The organism is Burkholderia sp. A2, assembly GCF_001729305.1.
In the GTDB taxonomy this organism is placed as follows: domain Bacteria; phylum Pseudomonadota; class Gammaproteobacteria; order Burkholderiales; family Burkholderiaceae; genus Burkholderia; species Burkholderia sola.
This window is the reverse complement of sequence record NZ_LZXX01000091.1, coordinates 1-14,240: the sequence shown is the minus strand read 5'-3', so window position 1 is coordinate 14,240 and position 14,240 is coordinate 1. Positions and strand designations below refer to the sequence as shown.

Annotated in this window: 16 protein-coding genes and 1 tRNA gene; 11 read left to right on the top strand and 6 right to left on the bottom strand. The window is 67.0% G+C overall.

The genetic code is table 11. The annotated features are described in order from the left end of the window. Window positions 1–167 precede the first annotated feature (167 nt). Window positions 168–1,250: a nitronate monooxygenase family protein gene (locus tag A9Z05_RS14405; protein WP_069618688.1), complete on the top strand. Its 1,083-nt coding sequence runs from the start codon at window positions 168–170 to the stop codon at window positions 1,248–1,250. 438 nt (window positions 1,251–1,688) lie between these two features. Then, the gene (locus A9Z05_RS14400; protein WP_069618687.1) at window positions 1,689–2,831 is read left to right on the top strand and encodes a branched-chain amino acid ABC transporter substrate-binding protein; all 1,143 of its coding nucleotides are present in this window, start codon (window positions 1,689–1,691) and stop codon (window positions 2,829–2,831) included. Between the two features lie 89 nt (window positions 2,832–2,920). Here A9Z05_RS14400 and A9Z05_RS14395 read toward each other — a convergent pair whose 3' ends face one another. Beyond that, on the bottom strand, window positions 2,921–4,033 hold the full coding sequence (locus A9Z05_RS14395) for an MFS transporter (RefSeq protein WP_282983355.1): 1,113 nt from the start codon (window positions 4,031–4,033) through the stop codon (window positions 2,921–2,923). 345 nt (window positions 4,034–4,378) lie between these two features. Between A9Z05_RS14395 and A9Z05_RS14390 the strand changes: the two genes are divergently transcribed. From A9Z05_RS14390 to A9Z05_RS14380, 3 genes are all read left to right on the top strand, one after another. Beyond that, entirely contained in the window at window positions 4,379–5,038 is a 660-nt protein-coding gene (locus A9Z05_RS14390; protein WP_069618685.1) for a HugZ family protein, read from the top strand. Between the two features lie 359 nt (window positions 5,039–5,397). Beyond that, window positions 5,398–5,691, top strand: coding sequence for an H-NS family nucleoid-associated regulatory protein (locus A9Z05_RS14385; protein ID WP_034209561.1), 294 nt, complete (start codon window positions 5,398–5,400; stop codon window positions 5,689–5,691). A 243-nt stretch (window positions 5,692–5,934) separates the two neighbouring features. Next, entirely contained in the window at window positions 5,935–7,092 is a 1,158-nt protein-coding gene (locus A9Z05_RS14380) for a cation diffusion facilitator family transporter (RefSeq protein ID WP_069618684.1), read from the top strand. A gap of 39 nt (window positions 7,093–7,131) precedes the next feature. Here the strand turns inward: A9Z05_RS14380 and A9Z05_RS14375 are convergent, their stop codons facing one another. From A9Z05_RS14375 to A9Z05_RS14365, 3 genes are all read right to left on the bottom strand, one after another. Then, entirely contained in the window at window positions 7,132–7,602 is a 471-nt protein-coding gene (locus A9Z05_RS14375) for an Lrp/AsnC family transcriptional regulator (RefSeq protein ID WP_006477376.1), read from the bottom strand. A gap of 79 nt (window positions 7,603–7,681) precedes the next feature. Then, window positions 7,682–8,341 carry an exonuclease gene (locus A9Z05_RS14370; protein WP_069618683.1) on the bottom strand — a complete coding sequence of 220 codons (660 nt, stop codon included), beginning with the start codon at window positions 8,339–8,341 and terminating at the stop codon, window positions 7,682–7,684. Further along, window positions 8,338–8,982 carry an MBL fold metallo-hydrolase gene (locus A9Z05_RS14365; RefSeq protein ID WP_069618682.1) on the bottom strand — a complete coding sequence of 215 codons (645 nt, stop codon included), beginning with the start codon at window positions 8,980–8,982 and terminating at the stop codon, window positions 8,338–8,340. The genes A9Z05_RS14370 and A9Z05_RS14365 overlap by 4 nt, the downstream gene beginning before the upstream one ends. A 656-nt stretch (window positions 8,983–9,638) precedes the next feature. On the opposite strand from A9Z05_RS14365, the gene A9Z05_RS14360 reads away from it, so the two are divergent. Then, on the top strand, window positions 9,639–10,250 hold the full coding sequence (locus tag A9Z05_RS14360; RefSeq protein ID WP_069618681.1) for a septal ring lytic transglycosylase RlpA family protein: 612 nt from the start codon (window positions 9,639–9,641) through the stop codon (window positions 10,248–10,250). Window positions 10,251–10,352: 102 nt separating this feature from the next. Here A9Z05_RS14360 and rsmI read toward each other — a convergent pair whose 3' ends face one another. Further along, the gene (gene rsmI / locus A9Z05_RS14355) at window positions 10,353–11,240 is read right to left on the bottom strand and encodes a 16S rRNA (cytidine(1402)-2'-O)-methyltransferase (RefSeq protein ID WP_069618680.1); all 888 of its coding nucleotides are present in this window, start codon (window positions 11,238–11,240) and stop codon (window positions 10,353–10,355) included. 46 nt (window positions 11,241–11,286) lie between these two features. On the opposite strand from rsmI, the gene A9Z05_RS14350 reads away from it, so the two are divergent. The 5 genes from A9Z05_RS14350 (at window position 11,287) to A9Z05_RS14330 (ending at window position 13,744) form a co-directional block, all read left to right on the top strand. Continuing rightward, window positions 11,287–11,715 (top strand): YraN family protein, encoded by a 429-nt coding sequence (locus A9Z05_RS14350; protein ID WP_176730211.1) that lies wholly within the window; start codon window positions 11,287–11,289, stop codon window positions 11,713–11,715. 126 nt (window positions 11,716–11,841) lie between these two features. Beyond that, the gene (locus A9Z05_RS14345) at window positions 11,842–12,426 is read left to right on the top strand and encodes an SIS domain-containing protein (protein WP_050011838.1); all 585 of its coding nucleotides are present in this window, start codon (window positions 11,842–11,844) and stop codon (window positions 12,424–12,426) included. Window positions 12,427–12,443: 17 nt separating this feature from the next. Then, window positions 12,444–13,244: a BON domain-containing protein gene (locus A9Z05_RS14340; protein WP_050011839.1), complete on the top strand. Its 801-nt coding sequence runs from the start codon at window positions 12,444–12,446 to the stop codon at window positions 13,242–13,244. Further along, window positions 13,241–13,603, top strand: a complete 363-nt coding sequence (locus A9Z05_RS14335; RefSeq protein WP_069618678.1) for a c-type cytochrome — start codon at window positions 13,241–13,243, stop codon at window positions 13,601–13,603. The genes A9Z05_RS14340 and A9Z05_RS14335 overlap by 4 nt, the downstream gene beginning before the upstream one ends. A 65-nt stretch (window positions 13,604–13,668) precedes the next feature. Next, a tRNA-Ala gene (locus A9Z05_RS14330) sits at window positions 13,669–13,744 on the top strand. Between the two features lie 67 nt (window positions 13,745–13,811). Here the strand turns inward: A9Z05_RS14330 and A9Z05_RS14325 are convergent. Continuing rightward, on the bottom strand, window positions 13,812–14,240 hold a 429-nt coding region (locus tag A9Z05_RS14325; RefSeq protein WP_256121997.1), incomplete at its 5' end, for a hypothetical protein.

Here is a 14,240-nt window from a genome sequence, read left to right as displayed (position 1 = left end):
GGCCTAGTGTGCCACCAATCGCCCGCTGCTGCAGCGCACGCGGGCACTTCTCGCGCAGCGATCGTTTCGATCTCGATTTTTCATTTTTCGGCGCCGCGCCGCTTCGATAGAGTCGATGCGTCGGCCTTTACAAAGCGCTTTCGCGCATCGTCATCGAAGGATTCGCCATGTCTGCCCGCTCGTTTTCCACCCCCTTTTCCGAACGCTTCGGCCTGCGCCTGCCGCTCGTGCAGGCGCCGATGGTCGGCGCGACCACGACCGCGATGGTCGCCGCCGCGTCGAATGCCGGTGCGCTCGGCAGCCTCGGCGCCGGCGCGCTCGCACCCGAACGTATCGAGGCCGAAGTCGCCGCGATCCGCGCTGCGACCGGTCGCCCGTTCGCGATCAACCTGTTCGTGTTGCCCGATGAAGTCGCACCCGACGCGGCGACCGTCGCACGCGCGCTGGCGGCGATCGACCCGCTGAATGCCACGCTCGGCTTGCCGCCGGGCACGGCGCCCGCGCGCTACGCCCCCGATTTCCGCGCGCAACTCGATGCGCTCGTCGCGCTGCGCGTGCCGGTCGCGAGCTTCACGTTCGGCGTGCTCGACGCGGCCGACGTCGCACGCCTGAAAGCCGCCGGCACCTATGTGATCGGCACCGCGACGCACGTGGCCGAAGGGCTCGCGTGGCAGGCGGCCGGCGCCGACGCGATCTCCGCGCAGGGCGCCGAGGCGGGCGGCCATCGCGGCACCTTCATCGGTGCCGCCGACGACGCGCTGATCGGCACGCTCGCGCTCGTTCCGCAGCTCGTCGACGCGACGGGCCTTCCGGTGCTGGCCGCGGGCGGCATCATGGACGGCCGCGGGATCGCGGCCGCGCTCGCGCTCGGCGCGCAGGCCGCGCAACTCGGTACCGCGTTCCTCACGTGCGCGGAAAGCGCGATCGCGGCGGACTGGAAGGCGCGCCTGCTCGCGAGCGCCGATACGTCGACGCAAGTGACGCGCGCGATCACCGGCCGTCACGCACGCGGGCTGCGCAACACGCTGATGGCGCGGCTCGGCGAGCACGCGGCCGACGTCCCACCGTATCCGGTGCAGAATGCACTGACCCAGCCGCTGCGCCAGGCGGCCGCGCGCGCGAACGACGGCGACTACCTGTCGCTGTGGGCCGGCCAGGGCGCGCCGCTCGCGCGGCGGCGCGGCGATGCGCTGACGACGTCGCAGCTCGTCGCCGCGCTCGATGCGGAATGGCGCGCATCGGCTGCCTGAACACCGTGTCCGCCGCTTGAACCGTCCATGTCGGGCGACGAAACGCGCGGGGGTGTCACGCGCGTTTCATTCAATGATCCAGGTCACAAAATACCGAATCGAAATATCCGCGCGAATCGATTGAAACAACCTTTCGACAGTGTGTCGAAATTAGCGGAAACCCTTATCCGCCGGGGCTTACAGCGCGATTCGAGACATCCTTCCAGCGCGCGCATATCGGTAGTGTTACCACTATCCTAAAAAAGTCCCACAAATTAATTTGATCACCTACACTTGCGCGCAAGTACGAGCGGGCGGCTGCTAAAAGCGGCGGTTTTCACGTGCTTGAGGCCAAGTGCATGAAGGATGCAACCGGCGAATCGTCCAGTGATTGCAAACACGGGGATGGCAGCGGGGCACCGGGCGATGGCGTTTTTTGGGACCGAACTGGAGACTTACATGAATATCAAGATGCAAAAGCTGTTGCCGATCACCGCAGCGGCAATGCTGTGCGCTGCAGCTGCAAGCAACGCGTCCGCCGATCAAGTCGTCAAGATCGGCCACGTCGCGCCGTTGACGGGCGGCATTGCACACCTGGGCAAGGACAACGAAAACGGCGCGCGTCTCGCAGTCGAGGAGATCAACGCCAAGGGTCTCACGATCGGCGGCCAGAAGATCACGCTGCAACTCGACCCGCAGGATGACGCCGCCGACCCGCGGCAGGCGACGCAGGTTGCGCAGAAGCTCGTCGACGACAAGGTCGTCGCGGTGGTCGGCCACCTGAACTCGGGCACGTCGATCCCGGCCTCGAAGATCTACAGCGACGCGGGCATCGTGCAGATCTCGCCGTCGGCGACCAACCCGGCCTACACGCAGCAAGGCTTCAAGACCACGTACCGCGTGGTGGCGACCGATGCGCAGCAGGGCCCGGCACTGGCGAACTACGCGCACTCGAAGGGCATCAAGAGCGTGGCGGTGGTCGACGATTCGACCGCGTACGGCCAGGGTCTCGCGAACGAGTTCGAGAAGAAGGCGAAGGCGCTCGGCCTGAAGGTGATGTCGCATGACGCGACGAACGACAAGGCGGTCGACTTCCGCGCGATTCTGACGAAGATCAAGGGCGAAAACCCGGACGCGATCATGTACGGCGGCATGGACGCCACCGGCGGCCCGTTCGCGAAACAGGCGAAGCAGCTCGGCCTGCGCGCGAAGATCTTCGCGGGCGACGGCGTGTGCACGGAAAAGCTGGCCGACCTGGCCGGCGACGCGACCGACAACATCGTGTGCTCGGAAGCCGGTGCCTCGCTCGAGAAGATGCCGGGCGGCGCAGCGTTCAAGGCGAAGTACGAGAAGCGCTTCGGCCAGCCGATCCAGATCTACGCACCGTTCACGTATGACGCCGTGTACATCATCGCCGACGCGATGAAGCGCGCGAACTCGACCGACACGGCGAAGATCCTCGCGGCGATGCCGGCGACGAAGTACACGGGCGTGATCGGCACGACGACCTTCGACTCGAAGGGCGACCTGCAGCACGGCGTGATTTCGCTGTACAACTACAAGAGCGGCAAGAAGTCGCTGCTCGACGAAGTGAAGATGTAACGCACCAGCGGTCGACAGAAGGGGTGAAAGCGCGCATGCGGCAACGCATGCGCGCTTTCTTTTTGGGCCCGGCTTGTGCCGCCGCGCCGTCAGATCTTCAGGTGTGCGAGCACCCGGGGTGCGACGAGCGCGACGAGCGCCGCGCACAGCGCGACGACCGACAGGCCGATCGTCAGGTTCGCGGCCTGTGCGACCGCGCCGATCACGACCGGACCGAACAGCAGTCCGAAATACGCGAGCCCGGCCACGTGCGCGAGCCCTTCGGCCGCGTGGATGCCCTTCACGCGCGCGGCGGCCGCGAACAGTACCGGCATCATGTTGGCCAGCCCGAGGCCCATCAGCGTGAAACCGGTCAGCACCGCGACCGGATTCGGCAGCAGCAGCGCGCCGATCATCCCCGCGCAGGCGAGCGACGCGCTCGCGAACACGAGCTGCGGCGCGCCGAAGCGGGCGCGCACCGCGTCGCCCGCGAAGCGCGCGATGGCCATCCCGCCGGAGAACGCCGCGTACGCGGCGCTCGCGAGCGCGGGGCTTGCCGCGACGACGTCGCGCATGTAGACGGTCGCCCAGTCGTACATCGCGCCTTCGGCGATCAGCGCGATCAGCGCGATGCCGCCGAGCATCCACAACGCGGGCGAGCGCCAGCGGTTGCCGCCGCCGTGCGCCTGTTCGTGGTGCGGCACGTGCGGCAGCACGGCCGGGCTCGCGGCCACGAGCACCGCGGCGCTCGCCGCCGCCGCGAGCGCGAGATGCGCGACCGGCGCCATGCCGGCCGACAGCAGCGCGCCGCCGGCCGCCGCGCCGGCCATCCCGCCGATGCTGAACATCCCGTGCAGCGACGACATGATCGGCTTGCCGAGCGCGATCTCGACCGCGCTGGCCTCGGCGTTCATCGCGACGTCGAGCGTCGCCATCGAGAAGCCGAACAGCGCGAGCACCACGAGCAGCATCCAGTAGTCGGGCACGACGAGGATCAGCGCCGCGCACGCGGACATCACGAGCCCGCCGGCGAGGCACGCGGTGCGCGAGCCGACGCGCGCGATCCAGCGCGCGATGGTCAGCATCGCGGCGATCGACCCGCCGGCGACCGCGAACAGCGCGATCGACAGCAACCCGGGGCTCAGCGCGAACTTGTCGCGCACGGTCGGCACGTGCACGCCCCACGACGCGTACATCATGCCGGCGACGAAGAACAGCGCCATCGACGCCGTGCGCGCGCGCTGGCGGGCCGGCAGCGGCAGCACGCGATGCGCGTCGGGCGGCGCGGCGAACGGGGACGGCGATTCGGAGGAAGAGGATTCGGACACGGGAAGGGGCTCGTCAGGAAAATGCGCGGGCGCACGCGGCGCCGTCGGATTTGTCCGATTCTATCGAACCGCTTACGATCCTGCCGGCGATGGCCGTTCGGCCGATGCGCGAGCGATCGGGCCGTCCCGCGGCAGCGGCCCCGTGGCGCATTGGCCGTTTGGCCGATGCGCGGCGTGCGGCGCCCGCGGGTAACATCGAAACCCTGGCCGACGCGCCGCCTTTCGACCGCAGGAGTCACCTTGAACATCGATCCCGCCCTCGCCCTGCATCTGCTGCACCGCTGCACGTTCGGCACGCTCGCCACCCATGCGCGCGAACCGCAGGGCTTTCCGTATCCGACGGTCGTGCCGTTTGCACCCGATGCGAGCCATCGGCCGGTGATCCTGGTGAGCGGCCTGGCCGAGCACACGCGCAATCTCGCTGCCGATCCGCGTGCGGGTTTCCTCGTCGTCGACGCCAGCGACGGCGATGTGCTGAACGCCGAGCGCGCGACGCTGCTGGGCCGGTTCGCGCCGCTCGGCGACGATCCGCACGTCACCGCGCGTTACCTGCGCTACGAACCGGACGCCGCGCGCTATCTCGCGCTCGGCGATTTCGCGTTCTGGGCGCTCGAGATCGAGCGGCTGCGCCATATCGTCGGGTTCGGGCGGATGGGCTGGGTCGACGGCGCGCAGCTCGATGCGCTGCCGCCGCTCGCGTTCGACGACGAACGGGCGCTGTGGGCGGCATACGACACGGGCGACGCACGCCGCGACGGGCTCGACCTGCTTGGCGTCGATCGCCATGGCGCGGACTGGCGATGCAACGGCCGCCGCGTGCGCACGCCGTTCGACGCGCCGTCGACCGACATCGGTGCGCTGCGCGAACAGCTGATCGCCGGCGCAACGGATGTGACGTGACGTCACGGGTCAGTGATTTGTTCGTTTAGCAAACCGCGTCATGCGGTTTTCGCGAAACTCTCGTCCGATGAAAGCTTTGATTTTTTGAATGCAGGGTAATTGCGTATGTTGAAAGACCTAATAGCCAATCGCTAATGTCCTAATCTCTATGGAGGAGCGTAAAAATTTGAGAAAAGGCCGCGGCCGGTCAAAATGACATGTACGAATTTCAATTGACCTCGGGATTTTCATGAATCCCGCTTCTATCAAATCTTTTTTGTGCTAATCTCTGCCTTCAAAAATCCGAGGCACATATATTTCATGAATGGTGAGCTGGCTGCAGACCGGCGCCATTGGTCAGATAGATAGAAAGGGAAACTATGTCTTCTTACAAGGACCTGCTGGCCCAGCGGGAGAAGCTGGAGAAGCAAATCGAAGAAGCGAAGTCGCGTGAATACGCTGAAGTGCTGAATGACGTGAAGCAGAAAATTGCCGACTACGGCTTTTCGCTCGCCGAACTCGGCCTCAGCCGCGCGAAGGCCGGCAAGGTCGGTCGTCCGCGCGCAGGCGTGGCGGCCAAGTACCGCGATCCGGAAACGGGCGCGACGTGGTCGGGGCGTGGCAAGCCGCCGCGCTGGATCGCCGGCAAGAACCGCGACCAGTTTGCGATTTAAACGTTCGTTTAGGTTGCCCGCTCTTCGAAAGAGCCGCGTGTCCGTCGAGGAGCGCGGCTTTTTTGTTTTCCGGACACCGGCGGGCCCGGCCGCGCCGTCATGAAACTGTAAGCATGTCGAGTGAATGAAAATGCGACACGTTCGCATAAGCGATTGATTTAAATGAGAAATTTGTGGGTATTGGAAGGGCTTGCGGGGCGCCTTTGATAGAATTGCGTACCGCACACCGATATCTCATATTTCATGTCCACGTTTTCCGGCGACGCGCAGAGCGCAGATAAGCACGCTGTTGCGCGCAAGAGCACGCTCGTCAGTATTGTCCTCAATGTCGTACTTGCGACATTTCAGATCGTCGTCGGTGTGATTGCGCATTCGCAAGCATTGATTGCGGACGGTGTGCATTCGATTTCCGATTTGATCTCGGATTTTGTCGTGCTGGTTGCGAATCGGCACAGCGGCGCATCGCCGGATGCCGACCACAATTACGGCCATAGCCGCTACGAGACGGTCGCGTCGCTGTTTCTCGGCGCGATCCTGATCGCGGTCGGGATCGGCATGCTCTGGCGTGCCGGCGACCGCCTCGTTAATCTCGAAAACATTCCGGCCGTGCATTTTTCCGCGCTGATCGTTGCGCTGACGGTGCTCGTGTCGAAGGAAGCGCTGTTTCGCTACATGCTGCGCGAAGCGCGGCGCGTGCGCTCCGCGATGCTCGTCGCCAACGCATGGCATGCGCGTTCGGATGCGGCGTCGTCGCTCGTCGTCGCGATCGGCATCGTCGGCAGCCTGGCCGGTGTGCGGCTGCTCGACCCGATCGCGGCGGCGATCGTCGGCTTCATGGTCGCGCGCATGGGCTGGACGTTCGGCTATGACGCGTTGCAGGACCTCTCCGACCGCGCGCTCGACACGGCCGACACGGCCGAGATTCGCGCGTTGCTCGTCGCGACGCCCGGCGTGCGCGACGTGCACGACCTGCGCACGCGCAAGATGGGCGATGCCGCGCTCGTGGACGCGCACATCCTCGTCGATCCGAAGATCTCCGTCTCCGAAGGGCACTACATCGCCGAGACCGCGCGGGCGCGCGTGCTGTCCGACCCGCGCGTGCTCGATGCGCTGATCCATGTCGATCCGGAGAACGATGCGGCGCGCCGTCCGGCGCTCGCGCTGCCGCCGCGCGGGGAGCTCGCGGCACGGCTCGAGGCCGCGCTCGCGCAGCGCGGGCTGCATGCGGCGGCGATCAACCTGCATTACCTGAGTACCGGGCTCGAGGTCGACGTGACGCTCGACGGCGACCCGCGCGACACCGATGCGGCGCTCGCCGGCCGGCTCGACATCGACACGCTGAAGCGCGAGTTCGGCGCGCGCCGGATCGGCTTCACGCGCACGCTGCCCGTGCAGACGTGACGGCCGCGAACGCGGCCCGCCGCAGGGCAGGTCCGCGCGTTATAGCGGCAGTTGCGTGTCGAACTTGATTTCGCGCAGCACGACGCTCGTGCGCACCTGCGACACGGCGGGGATCTTGAAGATGCGTTCGTGCAGGAACACGTCGTAGGCCTTGATGTCCGGCGCGACGATCTTGAGGATGTAATCGGCTTCGCCGGTCGTGCTGTAGCACTCGGTGACTTCCGGGCAGGTCGCGATCTCGCGCTCGAACTGCTCGACGCCGCCTTCGTTGTGCCGCGTCAGGTGCACATGCGCGAGCGCGCAGACGTGCAGGCCGAGTTTCTCTCGATCGAGCAGCGCGGTGTAGCGCTGGATCACGCCCGACTGTTCCATGTCCTTGATGCGGCGCCAGCACGGCGTGCTCGACAGCCCGACCTGGTCGGAGATTTCCTGAACGGAGCGGCGCGCGTCGAGCTGCAACAGGCGAAGGATTTTTTGCGAAAAGGAATCGAGCGTCACCTGCGCCTCCATGCGGCAGCTACAACACGCTGAATGTTAGAGGGCCGGGGAAGGAAAGGCAATCTGGCGACGCGCCGTTGAGCGAGATTCGCTAATTTGCTCGCGGATCCGTGGGATTTTGTCCCGCCCCCGCGCTTTCCGACCGATCGGTATCCGACACCGCCAGGCCCGCCAGCGCGGCCTGCTGCCGACGCAGGTCGGCGAGCATGTTGCAGAACAGCGCGCCTTGCTCGATCGCGTCGTCGAGCGCGACGTGCGTGTGCGGATGATCGTCGAACCAGTGCTTCGGAAAGCGCGGCTTGATCGCCTTGCGGTACGGCAGGCCCGTCATCGCGAACGCGAGCGTCTTGATGTCGAGCGCCGACCACGAGAACGGACAGCGCCCCGCGAACCGCATCATGTACCAGAACATGAACGTGAAATCGAAGCCGGCCGGCATCGCGACGAACACCGGCTTGCCGGGCAGCGCCTCGACCCATTCGACGTAGGCGACCAGCGCCGCGTCGGGCGCCTGCAGGTCGCGCCGGCAGGCGGCCCAGGCTTCCGGCTCGGTCTTCCACCACGCTTCCTGCACCGGGTGCGCGTGCGCGCCCGGCAGCGTCTCGAGGTTCGCGGAGAACGTCGCGATCAGTTGCTTGTCCTCGGTATAGGCGGCCGACGCGAAGCTCAGCATCGAATGCGGGCCGGGAATCGGGCCGTCGGCTTCGACGTCGGTGCTGACGTAAATCTCCGGGATGGCGGTCTGGTTCATCCGAATACCTTGTCGGACACGAACGGGTTCGTGCGGCGCTCGTCGCCGAACGTCGACACCGGGCCGTGACCGGGCACGAACGTGACGTCGTCGCCGAGCGGCCACAGCTTTTCCTTGATCGAACGGACGAGATCCTCGTGATTGCCGCGCGGGAAATCGGTCCGGCCGATCGAGCCCGCGAACAGCACGTCGCCGACGATCGCGAGGCGATGCGCGCGGCTGAAGAACACGACGTGGCCGGGCGTGTGGCCCGGGCAGTGATAGACCTCGAGCGTCTCGTCGCCGAACCGCACGGTGTCGCCGTCGTTCAGCCAGTGGTCGGGCTCGAACACGTCGGCGGCCGGAAAGCCGAAGCGCTCGCTCTGCGTCGGCAGCTTCTCGATCCAGAAGCGCTCTTCTTCCTGCGGCCCCTCGATCGGCACGCCGTAGCGCGTCGCGAGCGTCTTCGCGCCCGCGCAGTGATCGATGTGCCCGTGCGTGAGCAGCACCTTCTCGACCTGCACGTTCTGCCGCGCGACTTCCTGTTCGATCCGGTCGAGATCGCCGCCCGGATCGACGACGGCGGCGCGGCCCGTCTTCTCGCAGACGAGCAGCGAGCAGTTCTGCTGGAACGGCGTGACCGGAATGAGCGTGACTTTCATGGAGGCACCGGCGGCTAAAAGGAGCGATTGTACCGGTCGCGCGCGCGGCCTGCCGGGCGTGCGATGCATGCCGCGGCACGCGGATCAGGGCATTCCCGGAGCATGCCGATTGTTACAACCATAGCGAGAATCAATGGCCCGCCGGGGGCCCTTTTCGAGACAAGGTTTTGATTTATGTATAATGCGCCCCATTGCGCGTGAATTTCACGCCATTCGCTGGTGTATTGGCCCCGTTAAACGAGGCGTCCGATTCACCGTCAAGCATCAGCCGCCGGGGAGTCCGGCGGTGTATCCAGCACCGAGCAGTCGGTGCTCACGTCTTGTCCGGCCGGGTGCTGCGCGCCCGCCTGCGGCCCTGCTGCCGCGCCGCCGGATGAGGCCTGTGCCGCCGTTCCTGTGCGTTGGTCGTAGCGACGCGCGCGAACGTGGAGCCATGTTCGATGGCGGCATGTGGGGTCTGGTCAGGCTGTTGGGGACAGGTTGCGCCAGACGTGAAAGCTAATCAGGACGGTTGCGGCCTAGACGAACGCCGCGCCCATGCTAGCCGCCTGCTCGCATTCGAGCGGGGCGTGCACGCATTTGCCGTCCGGGCCGCTGTGTCTGCGTTGTGAAGCAGCGTTGTATCGATGCGGCCCGAACCAGAAGGCGACACGTCGATGAATTTACGTTTTCCGAGCCGATTCGGAACCATTGCATTGTTTTTTGCGCTGACGGGCTGTGCGGTGCCATCCAGCCAGACCACCGGCAGCGTGAGCCAGAAGAAGGCGGTCGACAAAACCGCCGCTGCCGCGAAGGCGGACGACGACAAGCAGCCGCTCAATTTCGATTCCGCGCTGGCATCGATGCCGGCTGCCGACAGCAAGGACGCGAAGAAGTCGTCGCTGGCGGACGCCGAGCCGATCGACGGCAAGGATGTGTCCGATTTCCGCCAGAGCGGCCGCGCATCGTGGTACGGGCGGGATTTCCACGGCCGCCGCACCGCGAACGGCGAACGCTTCAACATGAACGCGTTCACCGCCGCGCACCGCACGCTGCCGCTGTCGTCGTACATCAAGGTGACGAACGCATCGACCGGCAAGTGGGTCGTCGTGAAGGTCAACGATCGCGGGCCGTTCAAGCGCGGCCGCGTGCTCGACCTGTCGTATGCGGCGGCCAAGGTGATCGGCCTCGTGCACGCCGGCACGGGCCGCGTGAAGATCGAAGGGCTGTCGCCGCGGGAAGCGCGCGAGGCGCGCGACGAAATGTTCGCGTCGATCTCGGCGAAGTAACGCGGCGCAACAATCCGGCGTAACCACCCGGCGGCTCGTCCGCTCATGCGCAAAGGGCTGCCTTCCGGCAGCCCTTTGTCGTTTCCGCGCGGTGTCGTCGCGTCAGTCTTCCTTGCCTTCCTTCAGCACGAGCGCACGTGCATACAGCATGTTGCGCGATGCGCCCGTCAGCGCGGCCGCGAGCTTGGCCGCGCTCTTCACCGGCACCTCTTCCAGCAACAGCCTGAGCAATGCGTCGTGCGCGGTGTCGTCGGCTTCGCCACTTGTCGCCGGCGCGCCTTCGACGACCAGCACGAACTCGCCGCGCTGCCGGTTCGCATCGCCGGCGAGCCAGCTCTGTCCTTCGGCCAGGGTGCCCTGGAACAACTGCTCGTGTAGCTTGGTGAGTTCGCGCGCGATCAGCAGCCGGCGCGCGGGGCCGAACGCGTCGGCGAGCGCGTCGACCGTTTCGGCGATCCGGTGCGGCGCTTCGTAGAACACCAGCGCGTACGGGTGCGACGCCAGCGCCTGCAGCGCGGTCGCGCGCTGTTTTGCCTTCGGCGGCAGGAAGCCCGCGAACGTGAACGCGCCGGCCCAGTCGCCGGCCACGCTCAGCGCGGTCACGGCCGCGCTCGCGCCCGGCAGCGGAATCACCGCGAAGCCGGCCGCGCGCACGGCGTCGACGAGCCGCGCGCCGGGGTCCGAGATGCCTGGCGTGCCGGCGTCCGACACGTAGGCCACGCGTTCGCCGCCACGCAGCAGTTCGATCACGCGCTGCGCGGCCTCGCGTTCGTTGTGCTCGTGCACGGCCACGAGCGGTTTCGAGATCCCGTAGCGGGCGAGCAGCTGGCCCGTGTTGCGGGTGTCTTCGGCCGCGATGCGGTCGGCGAGGCCGAGCACGTGCAGCGCGCGCAGCGTGATGTCGGCCGTATTGCCGATCGGCGTGGCGACCACGTAGAGCGCGGCGTCCGGGTAGTGCTGCGTATGCGCGAGTTCGAGGAGGGCAGTCATGGCAGGCAATGCACGCAAGCGCGGCACGAGCGGAACAAGGACGGCATTGTGCCACGCGGCGCCGGCGCGGCCGGAGAGCGCGCGCGATCGGCCGCATTCGGGCGACAACTTTTCCGGCGCGGCGCGATCCAAACCGGTCGGCGCCGCGTTCGAGCAGCGCGCGCGGCAGTTTCTCGAGCGCCGCGGCCTCGCGTTCGTCGCCGCGAACGTGACGATGCGCGGCGGCGAGCTCGATCTCGTGATGCGCGAGCCCGACGGCATGCTCGTGTTCGTCGAAGTGCGCGCGCGGCGCAGCACCCGGCATGGCGGCGCGGCCGCGAGCGTCGGCTGGCGCAAGCGGCGGCGTCTGGTCGCGGCCGCGCTGCAGTTCTGGTCGCGGCACGGCGGCGGCGCCGCGTGCCGTTTCGACGTCGTCGCGTTCGAGGCCGGACGGCTTGCGTGGCTGCGCGACGCATTTCGTACCGACGATGCATAGCCGCGAGCTGTGACGAGATGTAAAGAGTTCTCGCCGGACCCCCGGAGAGGGCGCCGGAGTACGGTAAACTCGCCGCACCCACGATGTCGCGCGCGTGGTGCCGCGCGCCCAGTTCACCAGGAATCGATGTCAGTCGAACGTATTCAGCAACAATTCCGCGACAGCGCCGCGCTTCACGCCGAAGCGGCCGACGCGTTGTCGCTGCCGATCGCAGCCGCGGTCGATGCGATGTTCGCCGCATTGGCGAACGGCAACAAGATCGTCGCGTGCGGTGACGGCCCGTCGGCCGCCGCCGCGCAGTACCTCGCCGCGTCGCTCGTCGGCGGTTTCGAGCGCGAGCGTCCGGGCCTGCCCGCTATCGCGCTGGCCACTGACGCATCGCAGGCCGGCCTCGCGGGCGCGGCGGCGGCCGAGCAGTTGTTCGCGCAGCAGGTGCGCGTGCTGGGCCAGACGGGCGACATCCTGCTGGTGCTCGACGCGCTCGGCGCATCGCCGCGCGTGCTCGCGGCGATCGACGAGGCGCACGAGCGCGAGATGACCGTCGTCGCATTGACGGGCGGCAACGACCACACGGTCGCGGCCGCGCTGTCCGATACCGATATTCCGATCAGCGTGCCCGCCGTTCGCGCGGCGCGCATCCACGAAGTCCATCTGCTGACCATCCACTGCCTGTGCGACGGCATCGACGCGATGCTGCTGGGTGAGGATTGAACGAAGGAGAGCCGTCGATGAATCAAAGCCGCGTCAAACAGACGCTCGTCAGAACCACGCTGCTCGCCGCGCTGACGGCGGGCCTCGCCGTGTCGCTGCAGGGTTGTGTGCTCGGGGTCGTGGGCGCAGCGGCCGGCGGCGGCGCGCTGATCGCGACCGATCGCCGCACGCTCGGCGCGCAGACCGAGGATCGCGAGATCCAGGTCAAGTCGCTCACGCAGATCAACAACGGGCTGCCGGACCAGTCGCACGTGAACGTGACGGTGTTCAATCGCCGCGTGCTGCTGACGGGCGAAGTGCCGAACGATGCGTCGAAGCAGCGCGCCGAGGAAATCGTGCGCGGCATCAACAACGTGAACGGCATCGTCAACGAGCTGTCGGTCGGGCCGGCGTCGTCGCTGTCGTCGCGCGCGAACGACTCGTACCTCGAAGGGCGCGTGAAGTCGGAGCTGATCGCGACGAAGGGCATCTCGGCGAACTACTACAAGGTCGTCAGCGAACGCGGCAATCTTTACCTGATGGGGCTCGTCACGGTGGACGAAGGCAATCGCGGCGCGGAAGCCGCGAGCCAGGTGCCGGGCGTCGAGAAGGTCGTGAAGGTGTTCCAGTACGTGAAGCCGCAGGATGCGCAGGCGCTGCAGGACGCGTCGCCCGCGAGCGGCGCATCCGGCGCGCAGGCGGCTGCCGCCCCGGCGGACAGCGCGACGGTGGGCGCGGTGCCCGATGCGTCGGTGCAGTCCGCACCGCTGCAGCCGCCCGCGCCGATCTCGAATTCGTCGAGCGTGCATCCGGGCAATCCGAAGGCGAAGGCGCAATGACGGGCAGGCAGATGAAGCAGATCAAACGATGGATCGCGCAGGGCGCGGCGGCCGCGGCGCTCGTGGCCGGCACGCTGGGCGCCGCGCACGCGGACGTCGGCGACGGCCTGAAGGTTGCCCGCAGCAACGCGTGCATGGGCTGCCACGCGGTCGACCGCAAGCTCGTCGGCCCGTCGTTCAAGGACATCGCGGCGCGCTACAAGTCCGATCCGCAGGCGGTCGCGAAGCTGTCGAAGAAGGTGAAGGACGGCGGCTCGGGCGTCTGGGGCGCGATTCCGATGCCCGCGCATCCGCGCATGAGCGACGCCGACGTCCGGTCGGTGGTCGAATGGGTGCTGGCCGGCGCGCCGTCAAAATAACGCGTCGGGGTGACGTAACCCCTATTGCCAAGCGCGGAAATGCGTGTGTATGATGATCGACTGTTGGGGCGGTAGCTCAGCTGGGAGAGCGTCGCGTTCGCAATGCGAAGGTCGGGAGTTCGATCCTCCTCCGCTCCACCAACGGAATTCGAAAGGCCCGATCGCGAGATCGGGCCTTTTTGTTTTTCGCGTGACCTTGACCGACGCGCTAAGTCGCCAGCGCGTGGATCAATCTGAACGTCGGCACCGACAACACGGCGAACCCCACCGTCATGGCCGCGAGCACCGCGGTCCTCTTCCGCAGCAGCGCGCAGAGGGCGATCGACAGCCCGCAGAACGCGCAGGTCAGAATGACGATCCACCACAGCGCCGCATAGCCCGCCCCGCCTTCAAAGTTCGATACGTTCCGCGTGATCCGGGTCGCGACATACCCGGCGACGGTCGTGCTCGCGGGCAGGCACAGCACCGAATACAGCACGAAGACGATGATCTGCCGCGGTGTCGGATCGGATGACGTCATGAAAAGCGTTCTTGTGCGGAGGGAAGAGGGCACCCGACCGTCCGCCGCGCGGGCCGAGCCAGGCAGCCGGCAGGATGCGACCGTTTTCCGCGTTTGGCAACCGCCACCCGTCAGCTT

What these genes read in the sequence shown, in the direction of transcription:
- A9Z05_RS14405 (WP_069618688.1), top strand. Translation starts at nt 168, where the DNA reads ATGTCTGCCCGCTCGTTTTCCACCCCCTTTTCCGAACGCTTCGGCCTG.
- A9Z05_RS14400 (WP_069618687.1), top strand. Translation starts at nt 1,689, where the DNA reads ATGAATATCAAGATGCAAAAGCTGTTGCCGATCACCGCAGCGGCAATG.
- A9Z05_RS14395 (WP_282983355.1), bottom strand. Translation starts at nt 4,033, where the DNA reads ATGGCGCTGTTCTTCGTCGCCGGCATGATGTACGCGTCGTGGGGCGTG.
- A9Z05_RS14385 (WP_034209561.1), top strand. Translation starts at nt 5,398, where the DNA reads ATGTCTTCTTACAAGGACCTGCTGGCCCAGCGGGAGAAGCTGGAGAAG.
- A9Z05_RS14380 (WP_069618684.1), top strand. Translation starts at nt 5,935, where the DNA reads ATGTCCACGTTTTCCGGCGACGCGCAGAGCGCAGATAAGCACGCTGTT.
- A9Z05_RS14375 (WP_006477376.1), bottom strand. Translation starts at nt 7,602, where the DNA reads ATGGAGGCGCAGGTGACGCTCGATTCCTTTTCGCAAAAAATCCTTCGC.
- A9Z05_RS14370 (WP_069618683.1), bottom strand. Translation starts at nt 8,341, where the DNA reads ATGAACCAGACCGCCATCCCGGAGATTTACGTCAGCACCGACGTCGAA.
- A9Z05_RS14365 (WP_069618682.1), bottom strand. Translation starts at nt 8,982, where the DNA reads ATGAAAGTCACGCTCATTCCGGTCACGCCGTTCCAGCAGAACTGCTCG.
- A9Z05_RS14360 (WP_069618681.1), top strand. Translation starts at nt 9,639, where the DNA reads ATGAATTTACGTTTTCCGAGCCGATTCGGAACCATTGCATTGTTTTTT.
- rsmI (WP_069618680.1), bottom strand. Translation starts at nt 11,240, where the DNA reads ATGACTGCCCTCCTCGAACTCGCGCATACGCAGCACTACCCGGACGCC.
- A9Z05_RS14345 (WP_050011838.1), top strand. Translation starts at nt 11,842, where the DNA reads ATGTCAGTCGAACGTATTCAGCAACAATTCCGCGACAGCGCCGCGCTT.
- A9Z05_RS14340 (WP_050011839.1), top strand. Translation starts at nt 12,444, where the DNA reads ATGAATCAAAGCCGCGTCAAACAGACGCTCGTCAGAACCACGCTGCTC.
- A9Z05_RS14335 (WP_069618678.1), top strand. Translation starts at nt 13,241, where the DNA reads ATGACGGGCAGGCAGATGAAGCAGATCAAACGATGGATCGCGCAGGGC.